The organism is Prochlorococcus sp. MIT 1306 (assembly GCF_047304515.1).
Classification (GTDB): domain Bacteria; phylum Cyanobacteriota; class Cyanobacteriia; order PCC-6307; family Cyanobiaceae; genus Prochlorococcus; species Prochlorococcus marinus_D.
In genome coordinates this window covers 191,615-208,760 of the sequence record NZ_CP138959.1, presented here as the reverse complement: position 1 = coordinate 208,760, position 17,146 = coordinate 191,615, and the positions used below count along the sequence as shown (strand labels likewise).

Here is a 17,146-nt window from a genome sequence, read left to right as displayed (position 1 = left end):
TGGAAATTCGGTGTCGAGAAAACGACGGTTTGAGGAGAAGCCGGCAAACCGGCAATTCAGTTGATCCAGGTTTGGTTCAAGTTCATGACTCAAGCAAAACCTGCAGGATCATGGCGGGCTTATAGAGCAGAAAACCGAGCAGGGCCGGCAGAAGCTCAAGCTGAGGCAAACGAGAAACCGCAAGTACAAGCAAAACGGGAACGAGAAGCTGAAACTTGCTCACACTCTTCGATCCGTTGCCGAGCTTGCCAACGCTGCGAGCTAAAAGCCGCAGGTAGAGAACTCCAGACAAAGCACCGACTAGCACACTGCTAGCGATGTGAAGATCGAAGAAAAGTGCGGTGACTGCCACCGTAAAAGCGGAGACGGTCAACGTTGCCAGGATGTAGCGCCGCTGTAGCTGCGCATAGTCGTCAGATGAAGCCGTAGAAACCACAGCTGACAACTCAGGATCCATAGAGAGCTCAGTGTTAGGGCTAGCCTCCACAGCTGTTTCCAGTCCACCCTGTCCCTCCTTTGGAGGGTCAATTTCAGGCTGGAGCAGCGGGGTTGCCAGCAAGGGCGCCGAGGCTCTTGGATAAAGGCCCGCGGAATCTATCATGTAGATGCAACATTTCCAGGCGAAAGCAAGAGCACCTGCCGCCGTTGCAAATCCCTGGCCAAAGAGCTGATCCGCTTCGAATCCCAGCCAAGCGGCAAACATCCGAGAGCTGTATCAGGCGCCGCCTCGATTGCCTTAAGCAACTCAACTTGCTCAACACTTAGCTCTAGAGGAGCCATCTCGAAATCCAGCAAAGACTGGCCAGGCCAGCCCCAGAGACAGATTGAAAGCTTTCCCGTAGCAGCAAGCAACTCCTTATCATCTGTCCAACCCAGGGAGGCCTGTGGCCCCTTGGAGAGGAAGAACTCGAAATGACTGATGTCTGGATCTAGCTGTTCCATCAGTTGCCATTGCTGACGCTGCGGTAACGCCAAAGCCATCTCAAGCAATTCACCCTGCAACAGCCTTAATGGATCCCAAACCTTGGGATTAGAAAAACCCACAAACTCCAAATCAGCTGAAGCGACAAAAGCAAAAAGTCGTTCAAGGTTGTAACTCGTCTCCTGGGGATGGAGATACATATCTGCAAAGTTCACGTCTGCTACGCAGTCGATAGCCCAGCGCTGTTCATGATTAAGCCTGAGGCGGTTGTCCTCAGGCAAGATTGCAAACAGCTGCCGGGCCAATCTCAGGCCCTGCTCATCAGTGCCCACTCCCAGGGACGAAAGAAACCGCTGAATGCGATGAATTTCCCATCGACCAGCTTCGGCATAAAGGAAAAGGTGCAGCAAAGCCCCTGGCTTTAAACGGGATGCCAGAGCTTTGAGTCCAGCTTCCGGCTGTCGCAAATGATGAAGCGCACCAACGGAATTGATGTAGTCAAATTGACCCTCATCTTCAAGCTCGAGCAAGCTTTGGTTCTCGATACGAACATGAGCCTGATCGTTGCCTCCGGAACGCTGCAAACGCTCTCGAGCCACCTCCAGCGCGCCTCGGGAAATGTCCACAGCCAGGATCTCCGCGCCAGGATTGAGATGGGCTAGGTAATCGGTGCTAACACCCGTACCGCATCCGGCATCAAGGATTTTTAGAGGCTCACTACCAGCACATTTTCGGACAACAGAGCCGGTACAGACCGCATAGGCCATCTCCACACACCAACGCCAGTTGTATCCAGGCGGCGGCCCGTCCTGCAACGGATCTCCTGGGTAAGGGAAGCGGTCATAAAAAGCACTGACAACAGGTGTGGCCTCATCGCACGGCTGAGCAGCAGAGGACATCGAAAGGGACCTGGCAACAAAGCGAGCATTTCATGGCCTCCCCCGAGGGGAGTGAGGACATCCCCTGCAGCACATATCCCAAAGCGAAGAAAGCTGAATCGACAAAATCAAACTTTTTTCTAGAAAGAAGATTGTGAAGATCAAAAATCGAACCTATGACATCTCCTGAATGCCCTTGAACTTCTCTTGTCCAATAATGTTTAAGCAGTTTTTTGTTGTCAATTAAGACTTGGCAAAGTGCTATTAACACGTCTCAATAGGTCAACTTGACTAAGACCTCCCCCCTTGAGCAGCTCCTCCGTACTATCCCGCCGGAGTCAAAAACAACGGCAAGGGGCATTACGGCTGAGCCGTAGTGATGGAAGCGATCAGTTGTCTTTCTGGCAAAAACGTCTCCCCCTCCCCTGGGCACTCTGGCCCGCAGAAGGCCGTTTACTACTTACCCTTTTTGCCTTCTGGAGCCTGGCAGGGCTGATGGTGCTTGGCTCGGCTAGCTGGTGGGTAGCCACTCGAGAAATGGGAGAAGGTGCTTATTACGTCAAACGACAACTGATATGGATGGCTGCCAGCTGGAGCCTGCTTGGCCTGGCTGTATCGACCAGTCTGCGCCGTTGGCTAAAACTTGCAGGACCAGCCCTCTGGCTCAGTTGCTTACTCGTCGCAGCGACCCTAGTCATCGGTAGCACCGTCAATGGGGCCAGTCGCTGGTTAGTGATCGGCCCTCTCCAGATCCAGCCATCAGAACTAGTCAAACCCTTTGTGGTGCTGCAAGCGGCCAACCTGTTTGCCCACTGGCAGCGCATCAGATCAGATGAGAAATTGCTCTGGCTTGGCATCTTCGGGGCCCTACTTCTACTGATTCTCAAACAGCCCAACCTCAGCACTGCCGCACTGACGGGCATGTTGCTATGGCTGATGGCACTGGCCGCTGGTCTGAGGTTGCGCACTTTGCTGGCAACCGCCATGGCAGGCGGCCTGCTTGGCACAATCAGCATTCTGATCAATGAGTATCAGCGCATACGAGTGATCTCCTTCCTCGACCCATGGCAAGACCCACAAGGGAGTGGTTACCAGCTCGTACAAAGCCTGCTTGCCATCGGCTCCGGGGGGTGGTTTGGCGAGGGCTTCGGCCTCTCCACCCAAAAACTGCAATACCTGCCCATACAAAGCACTGATTTCATCTATGCCGTTTTTGCCGAGGAATTTGGTTTCGTGGGCTCGGTGATGATGTTGCTCTTCCTGATGCTGGTGGCTTTCCTCGGCCTACGGGTAGCTCTGAGTTGCAGAACCAACCAGTCGCGATTGGTTGCTATCGGCTGCACAACGATCCTGGTGGGTCAAGCCGTGATCAATGTGGCCGTGGCCTCCGGCGTGATGCCCACAACCGGCTTGCCCTTGCCAATGGTGAGTTATGGAGGCAATTCACTGCTCTCAAGCGTCATGATTGCCGGTCTGCTGATCCGTTGTTCCCTTGAATCAACAGGGCTCCTTGGAGGCAGATCCCCTCGACAGCGACGTCAGTCGATAGGGTAAATACCGTAATTTGATCCGGCTGAGCCGGCTCTACCCATCCCTGCTCTGGACCTGGTTCTCTCAGATCTAGCCCGCAACGGTGAGCAAATGCTCAGCCACGGGCTAAGCAATCAAGGTCCGCTCACCCTGGCCCTCGTTTTTGCTGCTGGCTTTCTAACCAGCCTAGGCCCCTGCTCCCTTTCCCTACTACCCGTCACCCTGGCCTATCTGGCAGGTTTTGATAGCAATCAGGCCCCCTGGCGCCGCAGCATCGCATTCTGTGGCGGCATTGTGGGTTCACTTGTACTGCTTGGCAGCCTTAGTGGTCTGATCGGACGGATTTACGGCCAGGTGCCTGGAGTGGTGCCCACCCTGGTAGCACTGCTGGCGGTAGTCATGGGACTGAATCTGCTGGGCCTCCTAAAACTGCCCCTGCCTGCAGGACCAGATCCAGATCTTTGGCGGCAACGCGTTCCAGCTCCACTTGCCCCAGTGGCTGCCGGGTTGGCCTTCGGCCTAGCCGCATCCCCCTGCACAACACCTGTGCTGGCTGTTCTACTGGGATGGATCGCCCAGAGTGGTCAACCTTTGGTAGGAATCGTGCTGCTCACCTGCTTTGGCATTGGGCAGGTCCTACCACTGCTGCTAGCAGGAAGCGCAGCTGCCATCCTGCCGAAATTACTGGCACTGCGACCATTAGGCCGCTGGATCCCCCCCATGAGCGGAGCCGTTCTACTCACGACGGGCTTTCTCACTCTGTTGGCCCGCTGGAGCTGAACCTATGGCCACCTTTAAACGCCTTCTTGCCTGGATCTCCGACCTGCGAATAGCCATAGGTTTGCTCTTCGTTATCGCACTCGCAAGTGCCCTAGGTACTGCGATACCCCAGGGAGAACTCCGCGATAGCTACCTGGAAGGCTATAGCGACAAACCCTGGCTGGGCTTTGTCAACGGTTCGATGATTCTGCGCCTGCAGTTGGATCACGTTTACACCAGCAGCTGGTTTTTAGCGCTGTTGGCCTGGCTTGGGCTTGCACTGATCCTCTGCAGCTGGCGAAGACAATGGCCTGCTCTGCAAGCAGCTCTGCAATGGATCGACTATCAGGAGCCGCGTCAATTAAGCAAGCTGGCCATCGCCGAAACAATCTCAAGCCCACCAAAAAACGAAAGTATCGACAAACTGGCAGCCCATCTCCATCAACAGGGATGGCAAGTCCAACAACAGCCTGGCAGGCTTGCCGCGCGTCGGGGGATTATCGGCCGAGCAGGGCCAATGCTTGTACATCTGGGCCTAGTGCTGCTGATGCTAGGGGCCGTCTGGGGTTCCTTGGGTGGAAATCGTTTGGAACAATTCCTCGCCCCGGGCCGTTCCCTCGACTTGTTAAACCGTGATGGGAACAGCCATCTCAAGCTCACCCTGACAAACTTCGGAATTGAAAGAGACCCAGCCGGTCGACCTGAACAGTTCCGCTCACAACTAGAGCTGCTTGAGCCTGGTCAAGACACTGCCAAGTTGCACGAAGTCAGTGTCAACCATCCGCTGCGCTTCCATGGCTTAACTGTCTATCAAGCAGACTGGTCTCTAGCTGCCATCACACTGCAACTTGGCCGCAGCCCTCTGCTGCAGCTGCCTCTGCGCACTTTCCCAGAGCTTGGTGAACAGGTCTGGGGGCTCGTACTACCGACCAACCCTGATGGCAGCGAGCCAGTCCTTCTGAGCCTCACCAGCGAAGCAGGGCCAGTACAAGTCTTCGATGCCACCGGTGAGCGATTGGCCAGCCTGCGACCAGCAGGCCCAACGGCAGAAGTGAAGGGAATACCAATCCGCGTCGTCGAGGTTCTACCCGCCAGCGGCCTGCTTCTCAAGCGCGATCCAGGCGTGCCTCTGGTCTACATCGGTTTCTTGATCACCCTGGTGGGTGGAGGGCTGAGCATGATTGCCACTCGCCAACTCTGGGCGGTAGGCGACCCTGAGAATGAATGCCTACACGTTGGCGGTCTTTGCAACCGCAATCTGACCGGCTTCGCTAATGAGCTGCCCAGCCTGCTTGCAGCAGCAGTACCACAGCAATAAGAATCTATATTTACAATATTACCCATACTTTTTAATTCTCTGGCCTTAGATCAACCAGCAGAAGGAAAGTCAAATAAGCCTTGATTGCTATAAGCAGTTTTCATTTAAATGGTTATTCCAAAACCATTTAAATCTTGGCTTAACCCTTTCTTCAAGCATGCGCTACAGGAGCATGCTGCTTGGTTGATGGTTTTCAAATCACACTCTTGCATTCCAAAAGTCCTCCGCGCCGATATTATTTTCTATCAATCCATTATTACCTATCGTACCATCGCATAGTTATTCAGGGTGCAAATATTATGAAGTTCTGCATTGCAGTCGTTATTGATTGCTCCGTCATTGATCAAAAAGGATTGATAATGCTTGAGAACAGTTATTGTGCTGCCTGAATTTTCTATTGTGCCATGATTTACATAGCAATCTTCAATGTAATAAGCATTTTCACCTGAGACGCTTGGATCAGTATTAATCGTACTGCCAGCATCATTTGGATTAGGTGTAAGTGGCTTGCTGGCCATCATCAAGACATAAGACTCTTTAGCAACATTACGCTATCAATCTGACTGGGCACAAAACCAGCTATCTCTATTGCTTAAGTGATTAACAGGGCTGACGACTGCCATGGCTAACCCGCACCACCGTATGCACATTGCCGCGCGGATTGAAATCTGCTTCTAATTGCATCCAGACCGGATCACAGGCGACGACCAAATCATCGAGGATCTTGTTTGCGGCCTCCTCATGTGAAATCGAGCAATTCCGATAGCTATTCACATAGAGCTTGATCGCTTTGAGCTCAATCACCCTCGGGCCTGGCTGATAGAGCAGACGTAACACAGCAAAATCGGGATAACCAGAGAAAGGACATTGACAGGTGAACTCAGGCAACTCAATTGAGATCTCATAGGGCCGCTCAGGCCTCGGATTGTCAAAGCAGATCAGCTCACCCTCAGCGATCACCCGTTCGCCATAGAGGGGTTTAGATGCCTGCGCCTCAGTACTGCTCACGGGGATGGAACGATGCCTAAAACGGACCCTAGATCTCGGCTCATGGCTCGGCCTTAGAGGAGAAAGAATCCGCCTTGGAGTCAACGCAAACCGCAAAAACGCTCATCAAGACCCAATTTAAGAAACTCTTCAGATAACAAAGTCGAAAATGTTCACCATGAACAGCGTGATCGCTGTAAAAAGGAATTGAAGGACAAAACGTTGAGCTAGGTCATCGCATCGTCGTTGATCCATCAGCAGGAAGTAGCCCTCCGCAAGGCGAAGCAACGCTCCTTTCCACGAAGCGGCACCTCTGCCATCAAGGCAAAAACCCCATCCCTTCGAGGCTCATCCCATGACCACTCAAGAACGCACCTATCGCGGCGTCGCCTACAAGACTGCTGACCACGAGCAACCCAGCAACAGCACCGTCAAGCATGTCTACCGCGGCCAGCGCTATGAGGCTCCCCTCAAGCATGACGCAGTACCTGCTGACACCGAGGTTGAACTCAATTATCGCGGCAAGGTCTACCATCACCGCCAAAATGACGCCGCCACAAGCTGCAACAGCTAAATCGGTAACAACAGCCACAACCAAGGCCCGTTGAAAAAGCCCTAATGGGTTGAGAAAACGGGCCTCCTTCATGGACATCTGGTTAATTGGCACTGGTGACAGCATCCAGATCCGTCCTGCCAGCATCCATGGAATGCTCTGGTTACAAACCCATTTTGAGGATGCTCACTGGGATGCGCTTGCTACAAGCCAAGTCAGGCTTCCTCAATTGGACGCTGAAGTACTTTCCCAGGATGCAAAGAACGCAGGAATGAGCCTCGGTCATCTATCTGCCCTATCAGTTCCAGGCCGTTTCTGACAAAATTCCTTTATCTCTGAACGAGCAACATCAAGCCGTCATGAAGAAAGTCGAGGCGATTGTCCGTCCCTTCAAGCTTGAGGACGTCAAGCTTGCATTAGTCAATGCCGAGATCATCGGCATGACTGTGAGTGAAGTGAGAGGCTTCGGACGCCAGAAAGGCCAAGTTGAGCGCTATAGGGGCTCGGAATTCACCGTTGAATTCCTGCAGAAGTTAAAGGTCGAAGTGGTCGTCGACGACGACAAGGTGGAAGCTGTCGTGAACGCCATTGCAGAAGCTGCCAAAACAGGCGAAATCGGTGACGGCAAGATTTTCATCTCTCCAGTGGATTCCGTAGTACGTATCCGTACTGGTGATCGTGACAGCAAAGCCCTCTAGGCCAACGTCTTAGCCACAAGTCTCTCAAGAACTGGAAAATCTGCGAGGGTCTCGTCACCCAGCCAGAGCAGGTATTCATGATTACCAGCCGGTCCAGTGATCGGAGAAGCGATAAGTCCCTTGGGCCACCAACCCAAAGACCTTGATGTATCGATCACGCTCTTCAAGGCATCCACATGGGCCAAGGCATCCCTGACCACTCCACCTTTACCCACCCGCTCACGCCCAACCTCAAACTGGGGCTTCACCAACAGCACTGCCTCTGATTGGTCTGGCTTAAGTAGTTTCTTGATGGCAGGCAGCACAAGCCGCAAGGAGATGAAGGCAAGATCAGCAACAGCAAGGCTCGGCAAAGGCTCCTCAGCCCCGTAGAGCTGATCAGGGCTGAGGGTGCGCAGATTGGTGCGCTCCCTCAGCACCACGCGAGGGTCGTTGCGCAAATCCCAGGCCGTCTGGCCATAGCCCACATCGATTCCATAAACCCGAGCGGCACCATGCTGCAACAGGCAATCGGTGAAACCTCCTGTCGAGATGCCGCCATCCAGGCATACTCGTCCCTCAACATTGAGAGGAAACTCCAGCAGAGCGCCCAGCAACTTTTCCCCGCCACGAGACACGAATCTCGGTGGCTGCTCAACCTGAAGCTCAAGCTCCTGAGACACCTCATGACCAGGCTTATCAAGCAGCTGGCCATTACCATCTCGCACCTTGCCGGCGCGGATCAGCTGCTGAGCCTGATGGCGAGAACTCGCCAAGCCCTTCATCAGCAGCTGCAGATCAAGACGCTGTTTGTGGGACATTTCGTCATAAAAGCAGACTTGAAAACGAAACAAAAACCTCTTAACCACCGCAAAAAGCGAAAGCTTCCGAGAAGATCACCGCAACTCGCCCGCCAGGACGTGTCTCAAGGCCAACCTCCACAACCCATAGCTATCCATCGGTACACAAGCCGCAGCAATCTCCATGTTGTTCCTCAAAAGCAACTCGCCACAGTGCTGGAGCTACTGCCGCCGGGCAGCTTTGTGACCCTGGAAAATCAACCCAACGATCTACCGCCATTCCAATTGATCCAATGCAAAGGTGGCCGTTGCTGGGTACGGCAACAGGCCTGGGGGCAACATGTTCATTGGGAAGTTGAACACCGTCGACTCAAGTCAGCCTGAATCCAAAGACTTAAGTTCAAGAATCAACCGCCCTTCTGTGAGCCCTTGATCGAGCGCTACACACTGCCCGAAATGGGCGAGATTTGGACCGACAGGGCCAAGTATCAAAGCTGGCTAGATGTAGAGATCGCTGCTTGTGAGGCCAACTGTCAACTGGGGAAGATCCCAGAGGCTGAAATGCAGCAAATTCGTGAACGCGCAACCTTCGAACCACAGCGCATCTTGGAGATTGAGGCAGAGGTTCGCCACGACGTCATCGCCTTCCTGACCAACGTGAATGAACACGTAGGGGGTGCCGGCCGCTACATCCACGTCGGCATGACCAGCAGCGATGTGCTGGATACGGGTCTGGCCCTTCAGTTAAAAAACTCTGTGGCATTGCTACAACAAGAACTAGGCAGCCTTCAAGAGGCGATCCGCAGCTTGGCAGTGGAGCACAAGGGCACAGTCATGATCGGCCGCTCCCATGCCATCCATGGCGAACCAATCACCTTCGGTTTCAAACTGGCCGGTTGGCTAGCAGAAACAATGCGCAATGCCGAGCGACTGGAGAGGCTGGAGAGGGATGTGGCTGTAGGCCAGATCAGTGGCGCCATGGGCACCTACGCCAACACGGATCCAAAGGTTGAGCAGCTCACATGCGAGCGCCTTTGCCTCATCCCAGACACCGCTAGTACCCAGGTCATCTCTCGCGATCGTCATGCGGACTATGTACAGACCCTGGCATTAGTGGGGGCGTCTCTAGATCGATTCGCGACAGAGATCCGCAACTTGCAGCGAACCGATGTGCTGGAAGTGGAGGAGAGCTTTGCTAAGGGACAAAAGGGAAGTTCGGCGATGCCACACAAACGCAACCCGATTCGGGCTGAGCGGATTAGTGGTCTTGCAAGGGTCCTACGCAGCTATGTCGTCGCAGCACTCGAGAACGTGGCCCTCTGGCATGAGCGTGATATCAGTCACAGCTCCACTGAGCGAATGATGCTGCCGGATTGCTCCGTCACACTCCACTTCATGTTGCGAGAAATGACCCAAGTCGTGCAGGGCCTTGGCATCTACCCAGCAAACATGCGCCGCAACATGAATATCTATGGCGGCGTGGTGTTCAGTCAGCGGGTGCTATTGGCGCTTGTTGAGAACGGCATGAGCAGAGAAGATGCCTACAGTGTTGTCCAGCGCAACGCCCATGCTGCGTGGAATACCGAAGGGGGTAACTTCCGCGCCAATCTTGAGGCCGATCCTGAAGTATCGACCCTTCTCAATGCCAAGGCGCTAGCCGAATGCTTCAGCACAGAGCTACACCAAGCCAACCTAGACGTGATCTGGCAACGGCTCGGACTCTGAATCCGATGCCCTGGACGTCTAAACCGATTGGAATGATTTGAGTCGTTTAAGTCTGGCCAGACTTTTTACCATCATTGAATGGGTTCTAACGCGCTCTCAAACCCCATAAAACAAGTGAAGATCAATGTGATCTGCTTCTGCCCCTTGCCGAAAACTTGATGGCTGACCTGATGCGTATCGAACACGACAGCATGGGCACTGTTGAGGTGCCCGCTGGGGTTCTCTGGGGTGCACAAACCCAGCGATCGCTCCTTAACTTCGCCATCAGCACAGACCGCATGCCAGTCGAACTGATCCATGCCTTGGCATTGATCAAACAGGCTGCCGCCAGCGTGAACTGTCGCCTGGGTGTTCTCGATGAAATCCAGCGGGATCAAATCATCAAGGCCGCCTCTGCTGTTGCATCCGGTCTCCATGACGATCAGTTTCCACTGAGGGTCTGGCAGACCGGTAGCGGTACCCACACAAACATGAATGTCAACGAGGTGATTAGCAACCTGGCGTCTCAGGCAAACGACGAACCCCTAGGTAGCCATAGGCCGGTGCATCCAAACGATCATGTCAATCGATCCCAGTCCACCAATGACGCCTTCCCTACAGCTATACATATCGCCGCAGTCCAGGGGATCACTAAAAACTTGCTGCCTGAACTGGAGCGATTGATCGCAGCCTTTGCCCGAAAAAGCAATGCCTGGAGTGACATCATCAAAATCGGTCGCACTCATCTACAGGACGCCGTACCTCTCACCCTTGGTCAGGAGGCCTCTGCGTGGCGGGATCAAATTGCCTCAGCCCATAGTCGTATTCAGTCAAGCCTGATAGAGCTCTACCCCCTGCCGCTTGGAGGCACCGCCGTGGGGACTGGCCTCAACGCCCCAGCTCGCTTCGGGCAAGAAACAGCTGCGCAACTTGCCAGCATCACAGGCCTGCCATTCAGCTCAGCGAAAAACAAGTTCGCCGTGATGGCCAGCCATGACGGGTTAGTGAATGCAATGGCTCAGTTGCGCATGTTGGCGGTTGCCCTATTCAAGATCTCCAATGATCTGCGCCTACTGGCCTGTGGCCCAAGGGCCGGCCTGGCAGAGCTGCATCTACCTGAGAATGAGCCAGGAAGCTCGATCATGCCTGGGAAAGTCAACCCCTCTCAATGCGAGGCCATGGCCATGGTCTGTTTACAGGTCATCGGGCTTGATTCAGCCGTGACCATGGCAGGTGGTAGTGGTCATCTCCAAATGAACGTCTACAAACCCCTGATTGGCTTCAACCTGCTTCACAGCATTGAATTGCTACATGACGCCTGCCGCAATTACCGACTGGCAATGGTGCAAGGGATTGAACCAAACCGAATCAAGATCCAGCATGATCTAGAGCAATCGCTGATGCTAGTGACAGCTTTAGCCCCAGAAATCGGTTACGACAAAGCCAGTGAGATTGCCCACCTCGCCCATGAGAAAGGATTCAGCCTGCGTGAAGCAGCACTAAAACTCGGCTATGTGAGCAAAGAAGACTTCGATCGCATTGTTAATCCGGCATTGATGACATCTGCTCGGCTGTGACCCCCCGATGACATCAAATTCTGGCGAATCAAGAAGCATCCAGAGCCAGAGTTCCGCACAGCAACGAATCAGCAATCTTCATGGTCAAGCCCAGCGCGCCCGCCGGGGTTGGCGACCCTGGATGCTCTTTCTAGTTTGCTCCCTTTTCTATTTCTACGAGTTCTTCGCACGAGTCGCACCGGGCGTCCTACAACCCGAATTGATGCGGGTCACCGGCTCGAGCCAAGGAGAGTTTGGTCTCGCCATGGGAATGTATTTTCTCGCATACGCTCCCTCACAGCTTCTTGTAGGCCGCCTTCTCGATCGCTTCGGAGTCCGTGCCGTCGTTGCCCCAGCGGCACTTGTCGTAGCCCTGGGTTGTCTGCTCTTTGCCAGCACCAACAATGTGGTGGTGCTGGGACTAGGGCGCTTGATGCAGGGATTGGGCAGTTCAGTTGCTTATCTCGGCGTCATCTATCTCGCCATGATCTGGTTGCCGCCAAAACGCCATGGGATGGTCCCGGGTTTAACCGTAGCGATGGGCACTCTGGGCGCATCTTTCGCTCAATACCCACTTCTCATTCTGACGAAGTCATGGGGTTGGCGCGTCCCTTTGCTGGTTTGTACAGGGGCGGGTCTGGTCATCGCTCTCATGCTGTGGAAACTCCTACCCAAACGCCCCAATTGGTTCGTGGAGTTGATGCGAGAAGACGGGTTTGATCCAAAGAGTCCCCAACCACTCGCGAGTCTGATCAAGGAAATCATGCGCGACCGGAATATCTGGTGTCTTTCTCTCGCAGCAGCAGGTTTATATCTCCCGATCTCAGTGATTGGCGATCTTTGGGGAGTGACCTTCCTGCACATCCACTCAGGTTTGTCGACAGGGCTGTCGAGTTTGCTCACCACTCTCATCTTCATTGGTTTTGCCGCCGGAGGAATTGCAACTGGGCACTTATCCGATCGCTTGAAGCGCCGCAAGATTCTTTTTGTCACTGGAGCAATCTTGTCGTCCGTGATCGCCGTTGCGATTGCCTTGACGAACTCAGCCCCGCTTTGGTGGAACGCGATGTTGATGATCGCGCTCGGATTGACAACAGGTTCCCAGCTGCTGGCTTTCGTGATGACGGCCGACGTGGCAAAACGTCATAACCGTGCAGTCAAACTAGCTTTCGTGAACTTCGTTGTCATGGTGCTGCCAGTATTCATTCAGCCCGCTGTTGGCTTCCTTGCTCAAATAGGGGTTGCTAAGGGCTTGGTCCCATCTCCGGGCCAGGAACTCCAAGGCTATGGTCTCGTTGTCGTCCTGATGTTCATATCAACAGGGCTCTCCCTCTGCGTGAAAGATACGAAACCGCGCAAGGAGAAATTTGTCATCGCCCACTAACCAACCAGAACTCGCCTGATCAAGCCACCCGCTCTGTAGCAGGATTGAGTTCTTCGTCAACTGCAGCCGCATCTAACAGATCCTCTGCCTCACACACAGGGAAGCGATTGATCGCTTTCAGTGCCAAACGTGCATTACGACGCAACTGCTCACTGATCGCCTCGCAGTAAGGCACCTGTGCGAGCAGGTCCACCGTGCGGCGGAGGATCCGCACGACATCGCCCTCATCCAGTGACGTATTGGCAATCAGATCACTCCAGGCAGTACCACGGGCCCAGGCATCGACCAAACCCATCAGCTCAGGCTCCCACCAAGCGGGGACAGCCACTTGGCAGCGCTCCTGTGCCCGCAAGAGCTCTCGGCGAATACCTGCTAGATCATGGAGGGCCTCCTCCGCACTCGCCGGTGGTGGGTAGCCACTCCAAAGATCAGGACGATTGACCTCCGTGCTGATCGCCTCGAACACCGCCGCCAGATTGGCAGGGTGCAAGTCATCCAAATGGCCACTCATCAATGCAAGACCCAGCCAAAGTTCGTTGTCGCCCCGCATCGCCGCCACAGTGCGTCCAATCTCCGTGGGATCCAAATCATCAAGACAACCAAAGTGCTGCAAGATCTCGATCAAACTCAAAAAGGTCTCCCAATGACGGTTGGCCCTCTGGTGCAGAGACTGTTGACGTTCGCAGATCTCAAGCTCAAGCTCCTCCATACGACGGCGATGTTTCTTGAGCTGTTTGCGATCCCCCCAACGATGAGCCGGTTGCTGCTCTAACTCGTCCTCAAGACCACGAACCCGCTGCGCCTGGGCCAACACCTCACCGGCCAGGTCGTACTGGGGAGTCGTCATGTCGTGACGCTTGGCCATATGGGCGACAGCAAGAGCAAGGCTTCCACTGTGCTGATCCCCATGGCGAAGTTCGCCAGAGCGCTGCAGATCCGGCTCAATCATTTCAGTCACTTGCAAGCAGCTCAATTCCGCATGCAGGCTGACAACCGCCGGACAGGGCAGCAGTAGCCAAACGTTCTCATCGGTTAGGCAAAGCAGAAGCGGAAACTGACCTGGGCCCTCAAGCTTGTCGACGATCACAGCTGGAGTGACACGTCCCCGCAACTGGGGGGCCTTCAGGCTCACCAACGTGCCAACACTGGCAAACTGCAAAGCCAGGGTGAGCTCATTGGCCAAGGTCTCCTCAGCCTGTTGCTGCAAAATCCGCAACAAACGCCGCTCCTCACGCAATCGACTGCGTCGCTTTTCATAATCCTCAAAGTCTTGCCAGGGAACATCACCAGCAACTCCCTGCAGTTGCCCCAGCTGTAGCCGCAGTTGTTCCAGCGATTCCTCCTCGTACACCAAATCCAGGCTGGCTAAATAGCGACCAAAACTGCGTTCTACAAGTTCCCTTGCCTTCTTGAGGTCATGGCGCTGCAACAAGTTCAGCACCATGCCGTAGCTAGGGGTGAACTGACTCACAAGAGGATCTGCTGGGCTGGTGGCCAGCTGGCCTGCCTCACGCACGCCCTCGAAACGACTTTGCACTGTGACCACATAACCCTGAGAATCCAACCCGCGCCGCCCGGCACGACCCGCCATCTGTAAAAATTCGCTGCCCATCAGTGGTCGGTGGCCACGCTCAGTGCGCTTCGACAACGCTGAAATCACAGTGCTACGTGCCGGCATGTTGATCCCTGCCGCAAGCGTTTCAGTGGCAAACACCACCTTCACAAGCCCCTGCTGAAACAACTCCTCGATCAGTTCCTTCCACGCAGGCAGCACACCAGCATGGTGAGCAGCAATGCCCCGCTGCAGGGCATCAGCATGGATGCCATCACGAACAGCCTCTGGATTGGTCTCGCTATAGGTTCGAAGACGCTGGCGAATCTGCTCTTGCTGGGTCGGTGAGACCAGACACTGAGAGCCAAGATCCTTAACGGATTTATCGCAGCCACGACGGCTGAAGATGAAATAAATCGCCGGCAACATTTCGCGCTCCGCCATCTGCGCAATCACAAATCTGATGGGCGGTGGTTCTGGCTGAGGGGGCTTAGGGGAACGACCCTTGCGCTTGTGCCCCTTAGGAGCACGCCACACCTTGCTGTTGGGATGAAGTCCTGTGCCCGCATCGTTGAGCAAAGGATGCAATCCCTTAGCACTGCAGAAGCTGAACTGCAGTGGTACCGGCCGATAATCGCTGAACACCAACTGTGTAGGGCCATGCACCCGCTCGATCCAGTCGGTGAGCTGTCCAGCATTGGCCACCGTTGCAGAAAGCGCCACCAATTGCACAGACGCTGGACAGTGAATGATCGACTCTTCCCACACCGTGCCCCGTTGAGAATCATTCATGTAATGGCACTCATCGAGCACCACCGCTTCCACGTCAGCCAACGGATCGTCAGCCTGGTCTGCTTCCGCATAAAGCATGTTGCGGAAGATCTCGGTGGTCATCACCACAATCGAAGCCTCACGATTGACGCTCAGATCACCGGTCATCAGCCCCACGTTCTGCGAACCAAACTGTTCACGGAAATCGCGCAACTTCTGATTTGAAAGAGCCTTCAGGGGCGTGGTGTAAAAAACCTTCTGCCCATGGGCAATCGCCCTATGGATGGCATATTCGCCCACCAATGTCTTACCGGATCCCGTAGGAGCACTAATAACCACAGAATGCCCATGGTTAAGTGCGGCAATGGCCTCAAGCTGGAATTCATCCAGCGGAAAAGAAAAGATCGCTAATGGATCCAGTTCAAGCTTGGCGACGTCGGAAGCAGTCGTGACGTGCGCCACTGAACTCATGGTTTCAATCCTAAAGAGCCCTGCAATCCACTTCTGGCAATCGTTGGCATTGGCACCAGCCAGCATGCCAACAAGGCAAAATCAAGCCAAAGAAGCCATCCTGAACTGCGCAGGGCTTGCAGACTGGACCCATGCAAAGCCAGCCCACAGCACGTCGCCGCCAGCTGCGCACCTGGCGGCCAGGGCCAGGGCCAGCTGAGTTCAAACCAGTGTCAGCTCAGGGGGAATCAAAACCTCTAGTAGATCTGGCCAGCAACGATTACCTAGGTCTATGTCGGCATCCTGATCTGATCGAAGCCGCCAGAGCGGCCTTGCATTCAGAAGGTGTTGGAGCAGGTGGATCCAGGCTAGTAACTGGCAGCCGGCCAGTGCATGTTGCACTGGAAGAAGCCCTCGCCGACTGGCTAGGTCGCGAGCGGGTCTTACTTTTCCCAAGCGGGTTCCAAGCAAACCTGGCAGCAGTGATCGCACTGGCCAACCGCAATACCCCAGTACTGGCTGATCGCCTAGCTCACCATTCTCTATTGATGGGTGTCAAAGCAAGTGGCGCCAGGCTGCAGCGTTATGCCCACAATGACCTGGCAGACCTTGAGCGGCGCCTCAAGCTCTGCCGGCATCATCAACCGCATCAACCGCCGCTTGTACTCACCGAAAGCCTATTCAGCATGGAGGGCACCAGTCCACCGCTCTCAACAATGGCCGAGCTCTGCGAAGTGCATGGTGCCAGGCTGCTCGTGGATGAAGCGCATGCCCTGGGTGTGATCGGTCCTCAAGGGCGAGGTCTTTGCCATGGGCTCTCTGCACCAGTGTCAATCATCAGCGGCACCTTCGGCAAAGCATTCGGTAGCGGTGGTGCCTTCCTGGCAGGTGATTGCGCCATGGGCGATCACCTTCTGCAAAACAGTGGCGCCTTTCGTTACACCACAGCACTGGCACCGCCTTTAGCGGCGGCAGCTCTCACTGCCCTAAACCTGATCCAATCTCACCCTCAATGGGGCAAGCAACTGCAAGAGCGTGCCGAGCAATGGCGTGGTCAATTGGCCGCTAGAGGATGGGCTCGCCCGCCTGGGTATGGACCCATCCTCTCTCTGCTGATCGGTTCCGACCAACAAGCTCTGAATCGCCAAAGTCAACTCGAGGAAGCCGGCCTACTTAGCGTGGCCATCCGTCCTCCCACTGTTCCAGAAGGCACGGCGCGCCTTCGGCTTGTGCTGCGCAGGGGGCTACCCGATGAGACATTGGAACGGCTGATGAGCGCCCTTGAAACTGGATGAAAGAGGTAAT

Annotated in this window: 18 protein-coding genes; 11 read left to right on the top strand and 7 right to left on the bottom strand. The window is 54.7% G+C overall.

The genetic code is table 11. The features are described from left to right. Positions 1–82: 82 nt before the first annotated feature. Positions 83–601 carry an ATP synthase gene (locus SIB74_RS01005; RefSeq protein WP_197463302.1) on the bottom strand — a complete coding sequence of 173 codons (519 nt, stop codon included), beginning with the start codon at positions 599–601 and terminating at the stop codon, positions 83–85. Further along, entirely contained in the window at positions 598–1,821 is a 1,224-nt protein-coding gene (locus tag SIB74_RS01000; protein WP_063396330.1) for a class I SAM-dependent methyltransferase, read from the bottom strand. The genes SIB74_RS01005 and SIB74_RS01000 overlap by 4 nt, the downstream gene beginning before the upstream one ends. A 285-nt stretch (positions 1,822–2,106) precedes the next feature. On the opposite strand from SIB74_RS01000, the gene SIB74_RS00995 reads away from it, so the two are divergent. The 3 genes from SIB74_RS00995 (at position 2,107) to SIB74_RS00985 (ending at position 5,407) form a co-directional block, all read left to right on the top strand. Further along, the gene (locus SIB74_RS00995) at positions 2,107–3,354 is read left to right on the top strand and encodes an FtsW/RodA/SpoVE family cell cycle protein (RefSeq protein ID WP_063396331.1); all 1,248 of its coding nucleotides are present in this window, start codon (positions 2,107–2,109) and stop codon (positions 3,352–3,354) included. An 87-nt stretch (positions 3,355–3,441) separates the two neighbouring features. Continuing rightward, complete coding sequence (locus SIB74_RS00990; RefSeq protein ID WP_197463303.1) at positions 3,442–4,110, top strand: cytochrome c biogenesis CcdA family protein; 669 nt, start codon at positions 3,442–3,444, stop codon at positions 4,108–4,110. Positions 4,111–4,114: 4 nt separating this feature from the next. Further along, the gene (locus SIB74_RS00985; protein WP_063396332.1) at positions 4,115–5,407 is read left to right on the top strand and encodes a cytochrome c biogenesis protein ResB; all 1,293 of its coding nucleotides are present in this window, start codon (positions 4,115–4,117) and stop codon (positions 5,405–5,407) included. Positions 5,408–5,667: 260 nt separating this feature from the next. Here SIB74_RS00985 and SIB74_RS00980 read toward each other — a convergent pair whose 3' ends face one another. From SIB74_RS00980 to SIB74_RS00970, 3 genes are all read right to left on the bottom strand, one after another. Beyond that, positions 5,668–5,928 (bottom strand): hypothetical protein, encoded by a 261-nt coding sequence (locus tag SIB74_RS00980; protein ID WP_063396333.1) that lies wholly within the window; start codon positions 5,926–5,928, stop codon positions 5,668–5,670. Between the two features lie 79 nt (positions 5,929–6,007). Then, positions 6,008–6,415 carry a preQ(1) synthase gene (gene queF, locus SIB74_RS00975; RefSeq protein ID WP_011825146.1) on the bottom strand — a complete coding sequence of 136 codons (408 nt, stop codon included), beginning with the start codon at positions 6,413–6,415 and terminating at the stop codon, positions 6,008–6,010. 129 nt (positions 6,416–6,544) lie between these two features. Beyond that, positions 6,545–6,682: a hypothetical protein gene (locus SIB74_RS00970; RefSeq protein ID WP_156486143.1), complete on the bottom strand. Its 138-nt coding sequence runs from the start codon at positions 6,680–6,682 to the stop codon at positions 6,545–6,547. A 67-nt stretch (positions 6,683–6,749) separates the two neighbouring features. Here SIB74_RS00970 and SIB74_RS00965 point away from each other — a divergent pair, with 67 nt between their 5' ends. From SIB74_RS00965 to SIB74_RS00955, 3 genes are all read left to right on the top strand, one after another. Continuing rightward, positions 6,750–6,968 carry a DUF4278 domain-containing protein gene (locus SIB74_RS00965; RefSeq protein WP_063398436.1) on the top strand — a complete coding sequence of 73 codons (219 nt, stop codon included), beginning with the start codon at positions 6,750–6,752 and terminating at the stop codon, positions 6,966–6,968. 70 nt (positions 6,969–7,038) lie between these two features. Then, a complete protein-coding gene (locus SIB74_RS00960; RefSeq protein ID WP_041374692.1) occupies positions 7,039–7,266 on the top strand; it encodes a hypothetical protein in 228 nt (75 codons plus the stop codon). Between the two features lie 40 nt (positions 7,267–7,306). Beyond that, positions 7,307–7,645 carry a P-II family nitrogen regulator gene (locus SIB74_RS00955; protein ID WP_011825143.1) on the top strand — a complete coding sequence of 113 codons (339 nt, stop codon included), beginning with the start codon at positions 7,307–7,309 and terminating at the stop codon, positions 7,643–7,645. Here SIB74_RS00955 and SIB74_RS00950 read toward each other — a convergent pair. Further along, complete coding sequence (locus SIB74_RS00950; RefSeq protein ID WP_063396335.1) at positions 7,642–8,445, bottom strand: TlyA family RNA methyltransferase; 804 nt, start codon at positions 8,443–8,445, stop codon at positions 7,642–7,644. The genes SIB74_RS00955 and SIB74_RS00950 overlap by 4 nt on opposite strands. A gap of 99 nt (positions 8,446–8,544) precedes the next feature. On the opposite strand from SIB74_RS00950, the gene SIB74_RS00945 reads away from it, so the two are divergent. The 4 genes from SIB74_RS00945 to SIB74_RS00930 all read left to right on the top strand — a co-directional run bounded on the left by SIB74_RS00945 (position 8,545) and on the right by SIB74_RS00930 (position 13,068). Further along, complete coding sequence (locus SIB74_RS00945) at positions 8,545–8,808, top strand: hypothetical protein (RefSeq protein ID WP_231906097.1); 264 nt, start codon at positions 8,545–8,547, stop codon at positions 8,806–8,808. A 45-nt stretch (positions 8,809–8,853) separates the two neighbouring features. Beyond that, complete coding sequence (purB, locus tag SIB74_RS00940; protein ID WP_063396336.1) at positions 8,854–10,149, top strand: adenylosuccinate lyase; 1,296 nt, start codon at positions 8,854–8,856, stop codon at positions 10,147–10,149. A gap of 158 nt (positions 10,150–10,307) precedes the next feature. Beyond that, positions 10,308–11,705: a class II fumarate hydratase gene (gene fumC / locus SIB74_RS00935; RefSeq protein ID WP_063396337.1), complete on the top strand. Its 1,398-nt coding sequence runs from the start codon at positions 10,308–10,310 to the stop codon at positions 11,703–11,705. Between the two features lie 7 nt (positions 11,706–11,712). Then, on the top strand, positions 11,713–13,068 hold the full coding sequence (locus SIB74_RS00930) for an MFS transporter (RefSeq protein ID WP_063396338.1): 1,356 nt from the start codon (positions 11,713–11,715) through the stop codon (positions 13,066–13,068). Positions 13,069–13,087: 19 nt separating this feature from the next. Here the strand turns inward: SIB74_RS00930 and SIB74_RS00925 are convergent, their stop codons facing one another. After that, entirely contained in the window at positions 13,088–15,862 is a 2,775-nt protein-coding gene (locus tag SIB74_RS00925; RefSeq protein WP_063396432.1) for a DEAD/DEAH box helicase, read from the bottom strand. 131 nt (positions 15,863–15,993) lie between these two features. On the opposite strand from SIB74_RS00925, the gene SIB74_RS00920 reads away from it, so the two are divergent. After that, complete coding sequence (locus SIB74_RS00920) at positions 15,994–17,136, top strand: aminotransferase class I/II-fold pyridoxal phosphate-dependent enzyme (RefSeq protein ID WP_063396433.1); 1,143 nt, start codon at positions 15,994–15,996, stop codon at positions 17,134–17,136. Positions 17,137–17,146: the final 10 nt, after the last annotated feature.